Source organism: Noviherbaspirillum sp. (genome assembly GCF_035944575.1).
Classification (GTDB): Bacteria; Pseudomonadota; Gammaproteobacteria; order Burkholderiales; family Burkholderiaceae_D; genus Noviherbaspirillum.
Genome location: NZ_DASZBA010000221.1, coordinates 1 through 19,573 on the forward strand (window position 1 = coordinate 1; position 19,573 = coordinate 19,573).

A 19,573-nucleotide genomic window follows, 5' to 3' on the forward strand; every position below is an offset into this window, starting at 1 on the left:
CCCGCAGGGTCTTACGCATGTATCGCAAATCATTGCCTGGCTCGCGCTCTCGGCCGCATGATATGTCGCCGAACGGAGGATCACTCTTTCCGCCTCTTCATCATCCTGTTTGGCCGGCATCGCACTATCCGACCGGTTTGCATAGGCAATGCTGTGCAGAACAAGAAACAATATGGGATGACATGACTCATGGCAGAGAACGATGAAACCCAGCAGATCAGGCAGGTAAATGTGGAGGAATCCGGAGGGGTAAACCGGTCTCTGCTGCTCGCCATCACCCTCTTCTACGCCTTCGGCGCGCTCTTCCTTCTGGCAATCGTCACGCTATGGCTGGCTTCCGACATCCTGCTTCTGGTATTCGCCAGCATCCTGGTCGCCGTCTTTTTGAGCGGCACCAGCAATCTCCTGGTCCAACGATTCAAGCTGCCGCCCAAGCTGTCTCTGCCTACCGTGCTCCTTCTGATCGGCATCGCAGCCGGATTGGGCGGCTATTTCCTGATCCCGCGCATATCGGCGCAGGGCGCGGAGCTGATGACCACGCTGCCGAATTCGGTCGAAAGGCTTATCGCATATCTGTCGGGATATGAATGGTTCCGCGGTCTGACGCAAAGCATGCCGCCCGCTCAGGAGCTGCTCCCCGGCTTCTCCAAGATCTTGAATCAGGCGCGAATCGTTTTTTCCGGAATGTTCACCTTTGTGGCGAAGCTGACTATTGTCTTGTTTGTCGGCGTCTATCTTGCCGCGCAACCCCACCTATATGTGAACGGCTTTTTGAAGCTCTTTCCGCCCCGTCGCCGCAATCGCGCAAGGGAGGTTCTATATGAAATAGGCGACACGCTCAAGCTGTGGCTGATCGGCAAACTGATCGGCATGATCATCGTTGGCACCGCCACCAGCCTGGCATTAGGCCTGCTGGGAGTCCCGCTTGCGGTGACTCTTGGCTTGATAACGGGTCTGCTGAACTTCATCCCTTACCTCGGCCCCTTGATCGCCGGCATCCCGATGGTCCTGATCGCGTTCTCACAAGGTCCGACGCTGGCTCTGTATACGATGCTTTTCTACGTGGTGCTGCAACTGGCCGAAAGCTATTTATTGACGCCGTTTGTCGATCGCCGCACCGTCTACCTGCCACCGGCGCTTACCATTACGGTTCAAGTGTTCATGGGCATTTTCTTCGGACTGCTCGGCATAACACTGGCAACGCCGCTGGCGGCATGCGTGTATGTCCTGATCGCGATGCTGTACGTCCAGGACGTGCTCAACGACAGCACCACCATGCCGAGCGAACGGTAGCGAACCTGTGGAGAATTCGTTCCAGCGAGGGCCCGCGGATGGGTTCCGCAACCGGTCTCATGGCATCGGCAAGCGCTGTGATCGCAGCAAAATTTTTTCATAGGATGATGATCGCAATTTCACGTCGATTTACCGTTAAGCAAAGGAATGTATGACCTTTTCAATCGTCGCCCGATGCCGGCGCACCCAACAAATCGGTGTGGCGGCCGCCACCGGCACGCAATCCGTCGGCAAGCTGTCCTGTCATGCGATTGCGAATGTCGGCGCGATAGCGTCCCAGGCAATGACCAACCCGTATCTGGCATACGACGGGCTTCGCCTGCTGGAGCGGGGCGCCACCGCCGAAGATGCCTTGCAACGCGTCCTGCAGACGGATGCGGCCATGCAAAACAGGCAGGTGGGTATCGTTGACCGCTTCGGCGGCACTGCCGCATGGACCGGATTGGAAACCATCTTGTGGGCAGGCCACCTCAATGCACCGAATATCAGCGTACAGGGCAACCGCCTGGCCGGACCGGAAGTGCTGGAGCGCACGATGCAAGCCATGCAAGAGACGGAACACCTAGACCTGGCCGAGAGGCTCATGCTTGGTTTGCAGGCCGGCACAGAGGCCGGCGGCGACCGCCAGGCTGAGCGCTCCGCCAATGTCCTGGTGTTCGGCTTAGAGGAATACCCCCTGTGCGATCTCCGTATCGATGACCACGATAGCCCCATGGAGGAGCTGCGCAGATTATTTCGGCTTTACGAGGAAGAGATATTGCCGGTCGTCCTGGCACTGCCCAAGCGATCGGAAATCCCGAGGCCGGACGGGATGTGATCCCACATGCGGCTCCGTGCGAGGGAAGCGGGCCTGCGCACGGAGTCCATGCCGCCGGAGCTCTGCTGTGGATGATGCCGCTTATCTTGATGCAGAAATCGGCTGGCATGGCAGTGCGCTTTCCCGGTGCACACAGACGAAGCCATACGGCTGGCGCACCTCGTCACAAAAAGCGCCCCTAGCCTGCCGTAAGGCTGATCCCGGCGTCGTTCGCCAAGTCAGGCGGATTGCATTTTGGTTGGAGAAACAGGGCAAACGTCTCTGCGGAGATCGACCTGCTGATATCGTATCCCTGGACTTCCTGCTGCCTGGTGGTTTCCAAGCCTTCGGCGACGAAGGTTAGATGCAGTGTCTTGCCCATCGCTACGATGGCTTCGACGATGGCCTGGTCTTCCGCCTTGCATTCAAGTTTCCGTATGAAGAACCGGTCGATCTTCAGCATGTGGATCGGAAAATTGCGCAACTGGCGCAGCGATGCTCCATATGGATGCATTGTAAAAAGCTGTAATTTAAAGAGCTGTAATTGCAACGCTCGTTCATGACAGTGGCACCGCCTTAAACCTGTTACGGGAGGGAAGCCGCTACTGCATTCGAAATAAAACTACGTTGTTCTCCCGTTTCAAAATCAACGTCAGCTGATTCCCTGGCAGTCGCCACGCGTCACGCTTTTCCTGCGCATAGGTGTGATGCAGGCAATGCCGTCGAACTTTATTGCCGGCCAGTACATGGATCTGGCAGCGATCGATGATGCCATGTCCGACACCAGGCTCCTGCATCATCGTGACGCCGATACGGCGAAGATCGTTGGGTGTCCACGCGCCGTTTCTTCCATTGCCCAGCACCAGTCAATTGTCGTGACGGCGGTTTTCCATTGGTTTGTGCGAGGTGCCGTCGCAATCGACCTTGAACATCGCCTGACGGTCGCCGACCTGCTTGCTGATTGATTTGACGTCGACATGCCCCTCCCTGCTGCGCTCCGGGAAGTACCATGCTCTGTGCGCGGCACAGCGTCGATAGCATGACTATCAATTGCAACCACTCTTTCGGATCTTGTCGACTGAATCCGAGAAACGGAAAAGCGTTGTTTTATTTCCTTTCATGATTATTCATATCCTCCGTTCGCTCTCGCTCGTTCACCGTTGTTGACCAAGCGATCGCAGGAATAACCGGGCAATCCAAGCCCTCTATAACAATTCCTTACAAGAATTTTTTCCCTAGTGGAGAAACAATGGACATATATTTCTCATTAGAGGACTTCACTGTCTACCATCAATCTTCTCAATGTACCGCGATGAAAATAGCCAAACATCCTGTAAGAATGCACACTCCATCTACCCTAATGATCACCTTGTTGTTCATGAGTCCATTGACTTCCGCGCTTGCAGCGACACTCGCGGTTGGTCCCGGCAAACCCTTCTCTACCCCTTGCAGAGCGTTTGCGGCGGCTGCGGACAACGACATCATCGAAATTGATGCTGCGGGGAGCTATGTCGGCGACGTCTGCGGCATAGCGCGTAACGGCCTCACCATTCGCGGCGTAAACGGACGCCCGAAAATCGACGCAGGCGGTCGCAATGCGATGGGAAAAGGCATCTGGGTGGTCCAGGGCAGCAATACCGTGATTGAAAATGTCGAGATGTTTGGCGCCAAGGTACCCGACCGCAATGGCGCGGCCCTTCGCCTTGATGGCAAGCACCTGACTCTGCGGCGCAGTTTTCTTCATCACAATGAGAACGGGATACTTACCAATAACGACGGCGTATCGGACATCGTCATCGAAAACAGTGAATTCGGACGGAATGGTTACGGCGACGGCTACTCTCATAACCTCTATATCGGCCGAGTGAATAGCCTGGTCTTCACCGGAAACTATTCGCATGACGCAAACGTGGGACATAACCTGAAGTCCCGCGCTCAGACCAACACCATTACCTACAACCGCTTCTCCAGCCTGGCACCGGGGCAAACGGGATCGACGGAGCCTGGCGCTCCCAGCTACGAGATCGATCTTCCGAATGCGGGCGTCGCCTATGTCATCGGCAATATCATTCAGCAGCCGTCCATCAGCAACAACCCGGGGATGTTGACCTTCGGCGTGGAGGGTGCAACCAATACCAAGCAGGAGCTCTATGTCGTCAACAACACCTTCCTGAATGACGACAGTTCCCGCGGCACTTTTGTGTCCGTAGGCAGTGGCGTAACATCGCCAATTCTTTTACAGAATAATATTTTCGCGGGGACCGGGACTGTCACGACGCAGTCAAATGCGATAGACAAGACGAATTATCGTTCCCTCACACCTGCTTTCGTGAATCGCGCAGGTTATGACCTTCGTCCGGCGGCCGGCTCGGCGATGATCAACACCGGATCGACGCCCGCCTCAAACACATCCGGAGTGGCGCTGGCGCCCTTCAGGCAGTACAAGCACACGGCGCAAAGTGAAGCACGCGTCGACGACGGGAAGATCGATATCGGTGCGTATGAAGCGGGGACTACGCCAACACCAACACCAACACCAACACCGTCGCCAACACCTGCGCCAGATGTGACTGCACCTACGGTGCGATTTGTTGCTCCGACCAATAACACGACCGTGACTACCTTCCTGTCGGTGAATGTCGCCGCAAGCGATAACAAGCAGGTAACCAAGATTGTGCTGCTACTGAACGGTAGACAGATAGGATATGCATTAGGCTCTTCTTTGCGCGGGCGGTGGAGCATGTATTCGGTTCCTGCGGGTAGCCATACGCTCTCCGCAGTTGCTTACGATGCGGCCAACAATTCAAGCAGAACCAGCCTCAGCTTTAGAGTGGTGAAAAGTAATTAGTCGGTGCTGTCTCGGGTAAGAATGTTCCGGATCGATTGTCATGCGATTCGGGAGGTCTGTGGTTTGAAGACAGGTGGTTTCCTAGTGGAGAGTGCGTCGATTACCCTGCACATGCATAGTGCATTGGCATGAACAGAAGCCGCCTATGAATAGCGTCCTGATGATTCATCATTATCTTGGACTTAGCCGTCGAGCGCTTAGGGCGAATTCATGCCAGTACGCAGATTATTCCTACCGTCCAGTATGAGAACTCCAAGATAGCCTCCAATGGGTGATGACCCAGAAATAAAGGGCTTACGCGAGGAATTTGCGTAAGCCTTTTGTTTTATTGGCAGGCTTCCCGTGCTCGCGCTTTTCCTGTTGATTCGAACCCGAGGCCAGAAACCTACGTCATCGTCGCGCCCATATTTATGGGTCGCGCCGACTGCTGCCCCCCGACAAAAGCAAGTTCAGTCCAACTTTCAGAATCTGAAGAGCTGAAAAGTTTCAACAGCGATTGTGTCGAAGATTTTTACAGTTAAAGGATTGTTTGGCGAACGACAGACATAACACGTTGATTAATAACAATATTTATTTATGGCACATTTTGTGCATCCTTACAGAGTTTTAATGCGTTGGAGAAGGATCGCCATGTTCAAGAAAGTCATTCGTCCGTTAGCCCTGCTTTTGCTCGCCTTTGCCACAAATGCAATCGCAGCCCCTGTTTACAATCCTTTCGGACCCCAGCAGAGCGTTTCTGTTTCCACTGTCCTTGGCGGCGGATGGACACAATGTTATTCAGCCACGATGAATGTTTTCATTGGCTCTTCTGCTGAAAATGTACTTTCGAAATGTTCTGGTGATTACTTGATGATGGCCGGACGCATGACTGGTTCAGATACCCTATTATTGCTAGCCCAAACCACTTTTGATGACGCGACATTCAATACCGGAACTGGAACACAGAATACGCATAATTCAAATGGTACCGATTGGTACTTTGCGCCGAACTGGTCCTGGGGTTTCACGAACGCCGGTGCCGGAGTAGCACTGAACCAATGCGATACACGTAGTGACAACGCCAATAGAATGTGTCTGCACACCGTAAACGGCGCAGGCGGGTACCGTATCGGCGACTTTATCGGTTTGAATGGCAGCACAAACTTTGAGAAAGTATTTTTTGTCGCAAATGAAGTTTCGACCAAGGTTCCTGAGCCTGCGACTATCACCCTTTTTGGTCTGGGATTACTTGGTTTTGCTGTATCCCGCAAACGTAAAATTTCCAAGCACTAAAATCGTCGCCGCATATTTTGAAGCCCGCTTCTCAAGCGGGCTTTTTCTTTCAAGCGCTACTTTCTTCTTCTAACTGCAAAGCCTGCGTATATGCTCCGGTACAGGCACTGCCTTTATCCGAGCGCTGTCCTCGGGATGTCGGATGGCGAAGATGCGAACATCACGGCCTTCGGCTACGAGTTCTCCTTCACGCCTAAGCGCATGGGTCATGACGAAGCTCTTCTCGCGCCACTCGTCAATGCTCGTATGAACGTGCAGCGTATCTCCATAGCTGGTCGGCAGTATGAAGCGTGAACTTGCTTCAACAACCGGGGTGCCGATGATACCGGTTGTCTTTTCCAATTCCCGCCACGGGGCGACTCCGCAGTCGATGAAAAACTTCCGTGACGAGGCGTCATACCACCGGAAGAAATTCGGAAAGTACGCGATTTGGGCCGGGTCGCAATCGCCGAACTCGACACTGACCTGATACACCGATATGCGTTTCAACTTCGCCTCCTTGCAAGCAAAATCAGTTCGATGCCTCGGCCATTTCATTCCTGAACTTACTTGCACTCAGGCGGGGCTTCACCAAGCCAACAACCATTCACGTGCGAGGATGAACGGAAATATGCGCCCCGGTACGGTTCGAACCTGTACCAACTCCATATTAATCAACGGTCAGCTTGCATGGAGCGTCCGCCTGGACGTGCTGACATCCTTAAGTATTTCGCCCAGTTTATTGGTATCGACCGGCTTGACCAGGTGGTGATCAAAGCCGGCAGCCAGCGCGTACTTGCGATCGCTTTCCTGCCCATATCCGGTTACGGCAATGAGAACGGAATCCGCAGTTTCCGGTTGAGCGCGAAGCCGTTGCGCCAGTTCGTTCCCATCCATTTCCGGCAAGCCGATATCGAGCAGACAGACATCGGGCGATTCGGCTTTGGCGCGCTCCAAAGCACGTTTCGACCCATGTTCGACAAACACTTCATGGCCCGCGGACTCAAGCAGCATCGTCAGCATCACCGCAGCGTCGACATTGTCGTCAACAACGAGAACGCGCAATGAGTTCGTCTCGTTATCCATCAATCGTCGCGGCCGCCGGGTGGTGTGTGGCTTGGGCGATGCGACCAGACGCGGCAGGCAGATCGTGAACGTACTTCCCTTGCCTATGCCTGCGCTTTCGCACTTTACCGTTCCTCCATGAAGCTCGACAAGGCTTCTGACCAGAGCAAGTCCAAGTCCCAGCCCGCCGGAAGAACGGTCGGAAGTGACCTCGGCCTGTGCAAACAGGTCGAACACCCGTGCGACCAAGCCCGGCTCCATGCCGATGCCATCATCGGTCACTTCCAGCAGCACATGCGCTTCGCGCACCTCGGTCTTTACCAGGATGTTGCCGCCTTCATGGGTATATTTGGCGGAGTTGTTGACGAGATTCGCAATAACCTGCACTAGCCTTTTCTGGTCGCCCATGACGATCGTCGTTTCCGGCGCCAGATGCAGCATGAGATGATGCCTGCGCGCCTGGATGACGGGCGTCACCTGCTCCACCGCATCGGCGATCACCTGCCGTATTTCCAACGGCGCGTTATCCAGTTCCACCAGGCCGCGCGTGACCCGGGACACGTCCAGCAGGTCGTCCACCAGGCTGGTCATGTGCTCAACCTGGCGGGCGATGATCTCACTGGTTTGCAGCACCCGCGTCTCATTCATTCTTGCCATTTGCAGCAATTGGGCTGCGGCGCTGATCGGCGCAAGCGGGTTCCTCAGTTCATGCGCAAGCATCGCAAGAAACTCATCCTTGCGGCGGTCAGCATCCCTCAGCTTCGCCTCCGCGAGCTTGCGTTCCGTGATATCGACCACGATGGCGACAAAACCCTGATATTGGCCATCTTCACTGCGAAGTGCATTTACACTGCTCGTCGCCCACAGGTAGGACCCATCCTTGCGACGGTACTGCTTATCGATGACGAAGCCTGGACCGCCGGCAGCCAGCCGTTCGATGGCGTCGCGTGTCTCCTTGATGGAATCCGGAGCCGTAACGTCTTCGACGGAAACACCGATCAGCTCGGCCTCCGTGCAGCCCAGCATGTCGCAGTACCGCTTATTCACCAGCGTAACGCGACCGGCGGCATCCACCTGGACGACTCCGGTGACGGCTTGGCTGAGGATTTTTTCGAGACGCTCCGTGCTTTCGTGCAACGCGACTTCCGCCAGCTTGCGATCGGTAATATCGGCCGCCGTCCCGATGATGGACACGGGCCTGCCATCGACAACCCGGTAAGGCAAGCCGGTGAATTCAACCCAGCGCAGTTCCCGAGTCGTCAGGCGATGAAACCGCCCCTCGTAGTGCAATCGCGCTCCACATTCGGCGGTTTGCCTGAGTGCCCGGCTGTACGGTTCGACATCCTCCGGGTGGAGCATGTCGCTGAGAAACCGTGCGACATTGATCGCTTTCTCTGATTTCGGCACCCCGAAGATATCGTACAGAAGCTCACTTTCCCACGTCATCCGGTCTTCCTTGACATCCCATACCCAGATGCCCACCTTGGCGGCGCCGGTTGCAAGGCGAAGCCGTTCCTCGCTGGCCTGCAGGGCCTTCTCGGTTCGCCTGCGCTGCGTAACATCGGTAAACGTAACAACGGCACCGGCGCGCGCGCCCTCCTGAATGATCGGCGCCACGGAATAGGAAACATCCACCGGCGATCCATCCTTGCGCCAGAAAACCTCATCTTCGATACGAACGGGAACACCCTCGGCAACGGCTTTTGCAAGCCGGCATTCTTCCTCGGGATAGTATGAGCCATCGGAATGATGATGATGAATCAGATGATGAAGCGGCTTGCCGATCAATTCCTCGGGTGCATAGCCGAGAATGGCAGCACCGGCCCTGTTCATGAATGTGCAGGTCTTGTCCTGCGCCATCCCGTAAATGCCTTCGACCGACGATTCAAGCAACAGCGCAAACCGTTCCCGGCTTTCCCTCAACTCTTCCCTTGCGAGGTGTTCCGTGGTGACGTCGCGCGACACCGCGAGGAACCTTTGTATCTCTCCGTTGGCGGCACGAACCGGCGTTACGATGACGTTCCACCATTTGGGCGTACCTTTTGCCGTCGGACAAAAGGCATTGAAGTGGCCCTGTTCGCCGTTGCGTGCCGCATCCAGCGCCGCATGTATCGCGGCATGGCTTTGTTCGGGCCACAAGGCGGCCCAGTGCAGATTGGATACAAGACAGAAATCATCAATTTGCATGACACATCGGCCGTTTCTGTTCATGGCCAGAATGTGCCCGCCCAGATCGAGAAGTTTTACGCAATCCGGGCTACTTTCAAACAGGACTGAATCGAACTGTAGGGATTTCATTTTTTGTGCATATGAATTTTCGCCCGGCAATTCGTGTCTCTCGGACAGATCCGGTGGATAGCAGTTGGGAAGCAGCGGCGTGCCGTCCAGGGCATTCAACAAGCTGGTTGCAGCCGAAGAGTTATCGGCTGAACGAATGGGAGGAGTGAGATGGCGCACAAGCTGAAGCGAAAGTTGTAATCCGATTTGGAGTCGACTACACATACTTCCATTCCCTGCTTATGTATTAAAGCAGACAAAAAATGTGCGGCAGCAGCTATTTTGTCAAATCGAATGCTCGGACTTAACCAAAAACTTCCTCGCATGCAGCATATGATCGATTTGAGGTCGGGAGCGCATTGCAAACATCAGCTAGTTTTCCTGATGCCAATAGAAAAGGCCGGTTGCCGGCCGCTGGGAGAAATGCGGAAGATTGGGTAAAGCGACGATGTTACCCGTGGGATTAGTCTGTTTTTTAGAACGAATACTGCTTGCTTTTCCGCTGCTCAAAAAATACACCACAACATGCAGCGCCTACGGGATGCCGAACTATTTCCTCGCCGCCTTCGTCGGCGGCTTCTTTGTGTTGGCCGGCTTTTCTTTCTCGATCAGATCAAGGCATAACAAGGTATCGGTGTAGGACATGAACCTGTTGAGATAGTCGGGTGAAATCTCGCGCATCAACGCCAGGGAACGAAGAACCAGCATGTGGGAATTGATGGGGCCGGCATTCCTTGGGCCTTGCTCGAGCGCCTGCGCCACCTGCTTATCGACACTCAATTTCGACCAGGTATTGCGAAAATTGCGTATGGTCATAAGCTCGGGGGCCGAACCGGCATTCTCTTCCGGACGAATATCCACAGGTCCCGGGGACTGCTGTTCAAGCTCGCGCACCAGCTCGGCCAGCGCCCCGCATTGTTGATTGCTCGTGAGCGTGACGATGATTCGTTGCAATCCCTTGAAATCCCCGGCGTCATAGGCTTGCTGAAGTTCGCCGGCCGCGAGCGGATATTGTTGCAGGCTCCGATCGAGGATTTTCGTAGCCTCGCGTTTTGCTTGATCAATGCGTTTCGTCATTGCTGTCAGTTCATGCACAAGCTTGGCTTGCAACACGTTCCCGACCGTTCCGCCATGTTCCTTGGCGCGCCTGGCCAGCGCTTCGACATAACGCAGGCGTACCGGATCGAAACGATCGGCGCCCAAACCGTGCAGCATATCGATCAGCGCGTCGACATCCGGCGATGCCGGCACATCCGCAATGCCGTTCTTATCCGGCTCACTCATGAGGCGGCTTGTTGGCGTTGGCGGTTCTGGGCACGGGCGCCATTTCCACCCGCCGGTTTTGCGCCCGAGCGGCGTCGTCATCATTCGGTATCACCGGCTGTTCGGAACCGAAGGCGGCCGCGAACACCATGGAAGAAGGCATCCCTTCCTCGATCAGGGTGCGGGTGACTGTCAATGCGCGCTGGGCGGATAATTCCCAATTGTCGGCAAACGGGCCGCCCCGGATGGGTTTGTCGTCAGTGAAACCGCTCACCATGAGCAATTCGCCGCGTGCCGTCAGATAGGCCTGCAGCGGCGTGACCAGGCTATGCAATAGCTGACGGCCCTCCGGTTGCAGCTGATCCGAGTTGAGCGCGAACAACACCTGACCACTGATTCCGATTCGCCCGTTGTTCAAGGTGATGCGCCCGGATGCCAGCGGAACCGCGAGCGCTTTTTCAAGGCTCATGCGGCGCTGCTCCTCGATCTGGCGTTTCTTCACCTCGTCTTCCAGATGCGATGTCAGTTCCATCTGGACGCCCACCACACCGACCAGCACCAGCACGAACGCGCCCAGAAGACTCGACATCAGGTCGCCGAAGGCAGCCCAGACCGGTGCGGTGTGTTCCACACCTGCATCGCTGTCGTCCATTACCTATCCTCGTCGGCGAACGCCGCTTGCTTTGCAGGCAGCCGGCGCAGCGCTTCCAGCACTTCCTTCTGCGATGTCATGCTCAGATCGATGATTTCGCGCGCCTGCGCCACGTAATAGGCGAGCTGCTCATCGCTTCTCGACATGGATTTGTCCATGGCGCTTTCGATGCGCTGAAGGTTGGCAATCAGCTTTTCATTGGCATCATTGAAGGATTGCACGGCGAAACCGAAAGCCTCACTCAGGCTGGCGACATCGACGGCGCTGCTGGTCACGTGTGCGGTGATGTCGGCGAGCTTTGCCGCTTCCGTGGTGACGTTTTCGGAGAACGCCGTGCCGGCGGCATCCAGCACCGCGGCCGACGACGCCACCAGGGAGTCGATGACGGAGCGCTGCTCAAGCGATGCATGATTGATTGCATCCAGCAGTCCGTTCAAGGTTTCCATGATGCGGCTGCGTTCCTCAAGCAACTCGTTGTCGCGTGCAACGCTGCTGGACACCTGCTGGCGCAGCTGACCGATCACTTCCGCCGCCGCGCGCGGCGCTTCCGAGGCGGTATGGATGAGGCGGGTTATCGGCTCCTCCAGTGCAGTACCCAGCGTCGTCAGATGACTCGTGAGTGCGGTTTGCAACTGCCCCAGGCTTTCAACGGCGGCATCGCCGCGCGCGGCTTCCTCGTTCCTGAGCGCAGCGAGCTCGGTATGCAGCATGGCAGCCAGTCGATCCATGCGTTCGCGGTGCTGTTCCAGCCATTGCGCTTCGGCGGCGATGCGGGAACGCATCAGGTCTTCGGCGGAGGCGATCAAACGCGTTGTTTCGGTCAGTGTTTCGCGAGCGCCGGCCTGCGCCTGTGCGCTGCTGTCCTGCATGCTGCGCGTCAAGGTATCGCAAATCTTCTGCTGCTGAGAAAGCGTCTGATCGCCCAACTGTTTCAACTCGCCGGCGAGCGAAGCCGACATGGCCTGCATCGATTCAACCCAGGCATGCTGCTGCCGTTCATCACGTTCCGCCTGACCGGTCTGAAGACTGGAATACGTCTCGCCGACTGTCGCAACGAGGGCGTTTGCACGTTGCGCAAATGTCTCGTTGAAGGCAGTCAGAGAGCGTTCCAGTTGTGCGGCCATGCCGGCGCTGGCCTGTTCATGGCTGTTCAGTGCCGCCGCCCAGGTTTTTGCCACGTCGGCGGCGCTATCGCTGAAGCTTTCGGAAAGTCCATGGAGCTGTGCCTGCACGGTCTCGGCCATGCGCTCCTGCATCAGCTTCGCTTCGCGCGCGATCCCGCTCATCGCGGATTCGACTACCGGCTTGATGCTTTCGCCGGCGGCCTGTGCGCTTCGGCTTAAACTCTCGCGTAGGGAGTTGTCGACCGCCGACGCCAGATCGGTATAGACGGTTTTGACGTTGTCGTGAAAGCTTTCCTGATTGCTCAGCAAGCGCTGGTTCAATTGCTGGCTCATGCGCTCCATCTGCGTCATCATCGCCTGCAATCTGTCGACGACCATAGGCAAGGATTGGGATTGGAGTTGCAGCGCCTTGAAGGCTTCCTGGCGCTGATGGCTGAGTGAGAACGACCGCAATACCGTGGCGATCCTGGTGTCCAGCAGCTGCGCCGCCTGGGTTCGGTCACGGCGGCTGAGAGCCGCCATCAAGCCAAGCATCGCGGATGCGGCGACCCCTGCAACCGAGGTGCCGAAGGCCAGGCCCAGTCCCGAAATAGGCATGGCCAGTGCGGAGCGCATCGCTTGGAGATCGGTCGTTTTTTCCAGTGCAAAAACAGCGCCCTTGAGAGTGACCACCATCCCCAGGAACGTCCCGAGCATGCCGAGCATCACCAGCAGTCCGACCAGATACGGTGTGAGCGCGGGTCCGGGCAAGCCGACGCGTTCGCCTTCGATGCGCAGCCGCACCGGGTTTCTCAGCGTGGGATGCACGCTGTTCAGCCAGTCGTCGAGATCCGGCAGGTTGTCGGGGATTGCGGCAAGCGCCGTGTTCAGAGTGGATGTCGCCCGGCGGAATTGCCGCAGCTCGAAGGCGCCGAACACATAAACCGCGCCGATGACCGCCGTCATCAGGAGTGCCAGGATGCTCGAGTTGGCGAATCCGGCGCCTATCCAGATCACACCAAGTGCGCCGAGGAGAAAAGCGATCGTAAATAAATGTCTATTCATTGCGTATCTTGTCTGAATGCTTCGATGAGCCCCATCGTCGGCTGCAAACGGAACTCTACTTCAGCCAGCAGCAACATTTGCATTTCGTTGCAAAAACGCGCCATCCAACCGCCCTTCTGCATCCAGCCCGCCGGATCTTCCGATGTCTGTTTATCGGTCAGCTGTTGCTGATGTTCTTTAAATAATTCCTCGAAGCGTCGCCGAAGGAGCGCCGGCACCCTCAGGAGCAATTTGCTTTCGCGGTCACGCAATATCGTCTCAAGCGCTGCGTCTAATTCAGCCAACTTCCTGAGTGATGGAGATGCTCTTCCGACTGCTTCCCGTGTGTTCGTGCGCAACGGCCGGATACTTAATTCCATGTCGCGTTGATGCGCTTCGTAGAAGCGTCGATATGGTGCGTAGGCCGTCGTGAAGTTCATCGGCAATTCGGGTTGCAGTGAAGGCAACTGAATATGTGTCCGGCCCGAATTGGGAGCGAAGCTCCTGGTGATCGACGTTATCAGGAAAGTACGTATGCGCTCGAACTCATTCCCGATTTCGGCGGCAGCAGCGCAACGCGCTTCCGGCTGCATCGATTGCGTGCCTGCCTTGCCACCGCCGTGCACCGCTGACAGGGTAATCGCATCGGCGAAGTGTATCCATTCCCCCAGCTTTTCCGCAAAAGCGTTTCCCGGCTCGACGACATCCACCATGCCCAGGTCAGCGAGCCGACGAATGAGTCCTGAACTGTGGAAGCTTGTACGCGGTACCGCTCGCGTCATAGGGTGAGATGATCAAAATCGAACAATGCAGGGACTGATGGTCTGCGCTGCTATCCGCATGGCCGACGTCCTGGCTACGCTTTAGCAACTCCGAGCCATCCATGGCATACAGGGGTCCCGATTATATGCCAGGGGGAAAGGAAACTCAAACTACTAGTAATTACAAGTTTCAGTGGGCGTGATGTATTTGTGCTGATTTTCAAATGATTTGAAGTGTTGCCAACTGAATGCCTTGCTACTTTGGCTAACTAATGTGGAATCGTTGCTGCCCTGATGAAGAATGGTGCGGAAGGAGAAGCGAGATAACTTCTCTCCGCCTTGGTATGGTGCACATTTTTTAATCTGATGACGTTGCCCGTAAAGTGTAGTGAGGTCGTGTAAGTACAGTTGATGGTCCGACCTCACAACGCCCCTCCCCGCAAAGGGGAGGGAGCCGTACATTGAAAATCTACTTCAGTACACTACTTGCCTCCGCGGCGCTGATGTAGCGCTGCGCATCGGCAGGCAACAGCAGCCTTTGCTCGACCAGCCGATTGACGGATTGTGTAACCGCCTGCACGTAACCGGCATGGTCGCGGTAACGCTCCTCCAGCGAAAGCCGCGGATCGCCTGCCGCCACGCGCTCGGCCTGCGTCGTGCGGAAGGGAATGATCTGACCGAACTGTTCGCAGCCGTCCGGTCCGCCGAATGCGGTTGCACGCAGCGCCCATCCGGTGGTGGTTGCAACCGGCGCTGCCACCGGCGGCAGACGGATGCCGGCCACTTCGTTGCCGTCGGGGTCGACTTTCGACACGAATGCCGGGTAGGTCCTGCCGGTGACGAGCGGCGGATAATTGTCGATGATGCCCTGGTTGAAACGGGGGCCGAAATCCAGCAGATTGCGTATGGTCGCAAGACCGGTATAGGTAACGCCGGGGATCGACGGCCAACCCAGCTCGCTTTGCGGAACCTCGCCCACGCCATTGACCGACTCGGCCGTTGCGCGAATCATGGCGGCGCTGCCGTCGGACCTTCGCGGGACTGCGCTCGGCGGCGGCGCAACGCCGTCCACCCACCGGTCGAGTGCAACGAACAGTGCGCGCAACGCAGGGCTGGGGTCGGTCGTATTGCGAGGCTGTGCGCACATGCCTGGCGAATTGGCCGGCGAACCGGTGCCGGTATGTTCGGTGCCCGATATCAGGTAGGAACGTACGTTTGCCGGATCGGCCAGGTCATTGCCTTGCGTATCCGTATGCAGGAGCGAACCGGCCTTGACCCAGTACTCATTGGCCGAATTCACGTTCATGATTTTCGGGCAGGTGTCGGTCTGGGTGCAGCGCGCATTGCGGCCATCGGTCCTGCCGGTGAGGGTATCGGTCAAGGTATTGAAGGCGAACGGGAACGGTGCTTCCGGATACAGGTGATTCTGGCGGTTGCGCTCGGTGCGCGGCGACTGCGCGAAACGATAGTTGAGCGCCACGCCGGTGCCGGCCGCGATCCAGTTCTCGACGCCGTCGAACACCCGTCCGCCGCGCTCATCCTGGTTGAAGCCCAGCCAGATGAAATCATTCATGTAGCGGCCAGGCTGAGAGATCGTGAAAGCATGCACGCGCCGGATGTCGCCGGCGAGCGGGTTTGCCTTGTTGGTGCTGTCGGTCTTTGCGTTCCGCAGAAACGATACGAAATCACGCGTTGCGGCGAAGCCGATGCCGGCCACGACGGGGTCTTTCGCCGTATACGTGAATTCATAAATGGCGGATTGCTTGAACGCCGTGCCTGCAGGCAGCAGGCGGATCGAACGATCGCTGGCGTATTCCCATCCCGTGTCGGGCACGGTGACAGCAACGTCGTTCAGGCGATCACGCACGGTCAGCTTCGCCCTCGCCTTGTCGCGGGTGGCGGCATCGTAGCTCAGCGGTGCGCTTTGCGTCGTTGTGTTATCGAAGACAAGGTACTCGTAGGACGGACCGGTGATCGATGAACCGTCGGGATTCCTCGCCACGGGCAGGCTGATCGTCAGGCTGTCGCCTCCGGCCGGCGCGGACGGGTCCCATCCGTTCCATGCAAGCGTGTACCCCTGGTTCATCAGAAATGCCTGTCCGGCATCCGCGCTGGTCGTCGGATTATTGCCGCCGGTGGATTGATTGAGCGCGCCGAACAGCTTGGCGCCGCGATTGTTGACCTCCATGAACAGCTTGTGATTTCCCTTTGCCAGGTCGATCGGCTTGAGGATGTAGATGTCCATCGAATATTCGACGTTGCCCCGCGCATTGCGTGGTGCAAACTGCAAATCGGTGATGACCGTATTACGTGGATCCTTCGGGTCCAGTTCGCCATAGGCTTTGCCGCGCAGTTTTTCATACGCGCCGACATCGCCGAATGTTCTGCCCTGGAAGGTAGGCGACTCCACGGAGGTGATTTCTATCCGGGTGATGCCGGGCTTGATTGTGTTGTTGCCGACGCTATTGCTGTCGCCGCTGGCATTGCTGCCGCCATCGCCGCCGCTGCAACCGAGCAGCGCGGCAGTCGAGAAAGTGACGATCCAATGACGGATCGTCACAAAGGAACTTTGCATGTTTGTCTCCGAAAATTTTAGTTATGGAAAGAATGGCAAAGACGCCGGCTTTGCAGGAAACGGTCTGTGGTGCGGACTGTTTCCTGCTGCCGTGACGTCATGCACACGGATACCATTTTGTCGAATGCACACGAATGAGGTCTTTCAATAATTCTCCATTCGTTCTACAAAGCGATCATGGGAAGGGAAGAACCCGAGAGCGGCCCGAAAGGCGGCTGTATTCACCGCTTCGACAAGATGTCTTGATTAGCGATGTCGTATGGCAGGGTGGCTCACCCCTTTCGCCAGGGCTTGATCTTTTCCAGTGTTCCCGCCCGCCGCTGGAGCCACCATCCGAACTGCGGGAGCCAGGCGTCGAAGCTGCGGCGGCCCTGTTCCTCCAGGTGTGCCCTGGCATGCGTCGGCCAGTTCGGGTTATTCAAGGCCTCCCGCCCGATGGCAACCAGGTCGGCCTGCCCTTCTGCAACGATTTCCTCGGCATGCTCCGGATCGAGAATCAGGCCGACCGCCATGGAAGGGAGACCGGCGCGGCTGCGAACCGCCTGCGCGTAGCCGACCTGATATCCATATTCGCGCGGCCCGATCGATGATATGGCCCCGGACGCGACGCCGCCCGATGAGCAATCGATGACATCGATGCCGATTTCCTTGAGCGCTTGCGCAAAGGCAACCGTGTCATCGATGCCCCAGCCGCCTTCAACGTTATCCACCGCCGACACGCGAAGAAACACCGGCCGATCCGCCGGCCACGCATCGCGCAATATCGCGGCGATCTCCAGCGGCAACTTCATGCGGCCTTTGCGGTCGCCTCCATAAGCATCGGTCCGGCGATTGATCAGCGGAGACAGGAACGAGTGCATCAGATAACCATGGGCGCAGTGCAGTTCGAGAAAATCGAAGCCGGCATGAAGCGCCCGTGCGGCGGCCGACCGGAAATCCTCCTTCAATGCCGCGATATCGCCGAGCGTCATTTCTTTCGGAACGAGCCACCCGTCGGACACCGGATCGGGACTGGATGCGAACACCTCCCAGGGAACTTCCTTGCGATCGAAATCTTCCTGATTGAGCGGCCCGTTGCCATGCCAGGGGCGTTGCATGCTCGCCTTGCGCCCGGCATGGGCGAGCTGGATTCCGGCGACCGCGCCGTGCGCTTTCAGGAATGACGCGATGCGGGCCAGGCCCGGCACGTGTTCATCCGACCACAGGCCCAGATCCCCATGCGTGATCCGCCCCCGCGGCTGCACCGCGGTTGCTTCGACGATCACCGCACCGGCGCCGCCCAGCGCGAGGCGGCCGTAATGCACAAAGTGGAAATCATTGGTCATGCCGTCCCTTGCGGAGTACATGCACATCGGCGCGATGACGACACGATTGGGAAACGTAAGGCCGCGCAGCGAAATCGGCGTAAAGAGCTTTGAAGTCATGGTCACAGTATGTGGGTAGAGAATGGAGATCGCGGCCAGTCACCGTTCTACTTCCAGGACGTTGACTGGCCGGATGGAACGGGACAATTCTGCCGCCCCGCTCTCCCTCGTCATTGATGGATGTCGCCGGCGCGAATTACTTCTTCACCAGCGGACAGGCGGAAGCCGACAGCGGCTGGAATGCGCGCTCGGCAGGGATGACCGACACTTCCTTGTAGTAGTCCCACGGATACTTCGACTCCGATTGCTTCTTCACTTCCATCAGGTACATGTCATGCACCATGCGGCCGTCTTCGCGAATGCGGCCGTTGGTGGCAAAGAAGTCGTTGACCGGGGTCTGCTTCATTTTCGCCATCACCGCCGCTGTCTCGTCGGTACCGGCGGCCTGCACTGCCTTCAGGTAATGCATCACCGAGGAATACAGACCTGCCTGGCTCATGTTCGGCATTTTCTTCTGCTTCTCGAAGAACCGGCGTGCCCATTTGCGGGTTTCCTCGTTGCGATCCCAGTAGAAGCCCGTGGTGAGCAGCATGCCCTGCGCGGTGTTCAGGCCCAGGGTGTGCACGTCGTTGATATACACCAGCAACCCGGCGAGCTTCTGCTTGCCGCCGGCGGTGAGCTGGAACTCATGCGCGCCCTTGACGGCATTGATGGTGTCTCCGCCGGCATTGGCGAGGCCCACGACCTTCGCTCCGGAAGACTGCGCGCGCAGCAGGAAGGACGAGAAGTCGGACGCGTTGAGCGGATGGCGCACCGAACCCAGCACCTTGCCGCCGTTCGCAGTGACGACGTCGGTCGCGTCTTTTTCCAGGGTCGAGCCGAAGGTGTAATCGGCGGTCAGGAAAAACCAGCTGTCGCCGCCATTGGCGACGATGGCGCGGGCGGTGGAGTTCGCCAGCGCATAGGTATCGTAGGTGTAGTGCACCGTCACTGGCGTACAGGCGTCGTTGGTCAGCCTGACGGAGCCCGGACCGCTGAAGACGGTGATCCTGTTTTTTTCCTTTGCGATCGGCGCGACGGCCAGCGCCGGGCCGGAGGCGGCCACATCGAGAATGGCATCGACCTTATCGCGGTCAAACCATTCGCGCGCCTTGTTGGCGGCAATGTCGGCCTTGTTCTGATGGTCGGCGAAGACCAGCTCGATCGGCTTTCCGAGCACCTTGCCGCCGAAATCGCTGATGGCCATCTGTGCGGCCGTCACGCTGCCTGTGCCGGTGATAT

General features: G+C 57.3%; 15 protein-coding genes. 5 read left to right on the plus strand and 10 right to left on the minus strand.

Annotated features, from left to right (window positions below; all coding sequences use genetic code 11):
* The first annotated feature begins 189 nt into the window (after positions 1 to 189).
* Both VGU61_RS17525 and VGU61_RS17530 read left to right on the plus strand, forming a co-directional pair.
* Positions 190 to 1,293 carry an AI-2E family transporter gene (locus tag VGU61_RS17525; RefSeq protein WP_326860494.1) on the plus strand — a complete coding sequence of 368 codons (1,104 nt, stop codon included), beginning with the start codon at positions 190 to 192 and terminating at the stop codon, positions 1,291 to 1,293.
* Positions 1,294 to 1,444: 151 nt separating this feature from the next.
* Entirely contained in the window at positions 1,445 to 2,110 is a 666-nt protein-coding gene (locus VGU61_RS17530; RefSeq protein WP_326860495.1) for a DUF1028 domain-containing protein, read from the plus strand.
* Between the two features lie 178 nt (positions 2,111 to 2,288).
* Here the strand turns inward: VGU61_RS17530 and VGU61_RS17535 are convergent, their stop codons facing one another.
* Positions 2,289 to 2,603 (minus strand): EAL domain-containing protein, encoded by a 315-nt coding sequence (locus tag VGU61_RS17535; protein WP_326860497.1) that lies wholly within the window; start codon positions 2,601 to 2,603, stop codon positions 2,289 to 2,291.
* 202 nt (positions 2,604 to 2,805) lie between these two features.
* Between VGU61_RS17535 and VGU61_RS17540 the strand changes: the two genes are divergently transcribed.
* The 3 genes from VGU61_RS17540 (at position 2,806) to VGU61_RS17550 (ending at position 6,209) form a co-directional block, all read left to right on the plus strand.
* On the plus strand, positions 2,806 to 3,054 hold the full coding sequence (locus tag VGU61_RS17540) for a hypothetical protein (protein WP_326860499.1): 249 nt from the start codon (positions 2,806 to 2,808) through the stop codon (positions 3,052 to 3,054).
* A 284-nt stretch (positions 3,055 to 3,338) separates the two neighbouring features.
* Entirely contained in the window at positions 3,339 to 4,937 is a 1,599-nt protein-coding gene (locus VGU61_RS17545) for an Ig-like domain-containing protein (RefSeq protein WP_326860500.1), read from the plus strand.
* Between the two features lie 630 nt (positions 4,938 to 5,567).
* A complete protein-coding gene (locus VGU61_RS17550) occupies positions 5,568 to 6,209 on the plus strand; it encodes a PEP-CTERM sorting domain-containing protein (RefSeq protein ID WP_326860501.1) in 642 nt (213 codons plus the stop codon).
* Positions 6,210 to 6,278: 69 nt separating this feature from the next.
* On the opposite strand, the gene VGU61_RS17555 is transcribed toward VGU61_RS17550, so the two are convergent.
* From VGU61_RS17555 to VGU61_RS17595, 9 genes are all read right to left on the minus strand, one after another.
* Positions 6,279 to 6,698, minus strand: a complete 420-nt coding sequence (locus tag VGU61_RS17555) for an acyl-CoA thioesterase (RefSeq protein WP_326860503.1) — start codon at positions 6,696 to 6,698, stop codon at positions 6,279 to 6,281.
* Positions 6,699 to 6,869: 171 nt separating this feature from the next.
* Positions 6,870 to 9,755, minus strand: coding sequence for a PAS domain S-box protein (locus VGU61_RS17560; RefSeq protein ID WP_326860504.1), 2,886 nt, complete (start codon positions 9,753 to 9,755; stop codon positions 6,870 to 6,872).
* 324 nt (positions 9,756 to 10,079) lie between these two features.
* Positions 10,080 to 10,814, minus strand: a complete 735-nt coding sequence (locus VGU61_RS17565; protein WP_326860505.1) for a DUF2894 domain-containing protein — start codon at positions 10,812 to 10,814, stop codon at positions 10,080 to 10,082.
* Positions 10,807 to 11,445 carry an OmpA family protein gene (locus VGU61_RS17570; RefSeq protein ID WP_326860506.1) on the minus strand — a complete coding sequence of 213 codons (639 nt, stop codon included), beginning with the start codon at positions 11,443 to 11,445 and terminating at the stop codon, positions 10,807 to 10,809. Before VGU61_RS17570 ends, VGU61_RS17565 begins: the two co-directional genes overlap by 8 nt.
* A complete protein-coding gene (locus VGU61_RS17575) occupies positions 11,445 to 13,613 on the minus strand; it encodes a DUF802 domain-containing protein (protein WP_326860507.1) in 2,169 nt (722 codons plus the stop codon). Before VGU61_RS17575 ends, VGU61_RS17570 begins: the two co-directional genes overlap by 1 nt.
* Complete coding sequence (locus VGU61_RS17580) at positions 13,610 to 14,374, minus strand: DUF3348 domain-containing protein (RefSeq protein WP_326860508.1); 765 nt, start codon at positions 14,372 to 14,374, stop codon at positions 13,610 to 13,612. The genes VGU61_RS17575 and VGU61_RS17580 overlap by 4 nt, the downstream gene beginning before the upstream one ends.
* A 448-nt stretch (positions 14,375 to 14,822) precedes the next feature.
* Positions 14,823 to 16,928 (minus strand): alpha/beta hydrolase domain-containing protein, encoded by a 2,106-nt coding sequence (locus tag VGU61_RS17585; protein ID WP_326860509.1) that lies wholly within the window; start codon positions 16,926 to 16,928, stop codon positions 14,823 to 14,825.
* A 272-nt stretch (positions 16,929 to 17,200) separates the two neighbouring features.
* Complete coding sequence (locus tag VGU61_RS17590; protein ID WP_326860510.1) at positions 17,201 to 18,352, minus strand: NADH:flavin oxidoreductase/NADH oxidase; 1,152 nt, start codon at positions 18,350 to 18,352, stop codon at positions 17,201 to 17,203.
* 136 nt (positions 18,353 to 18,488) lie between these two features.
* Positions 18,489 to 19,573, minus strand: a 1,085-nt coding sequence (locus VGU61_RS17595) for an ABC transporter substrate-binding protein (RefSeq protein WP_326860511.1), incomplete at its 5' end; no start/stop codon positions are given.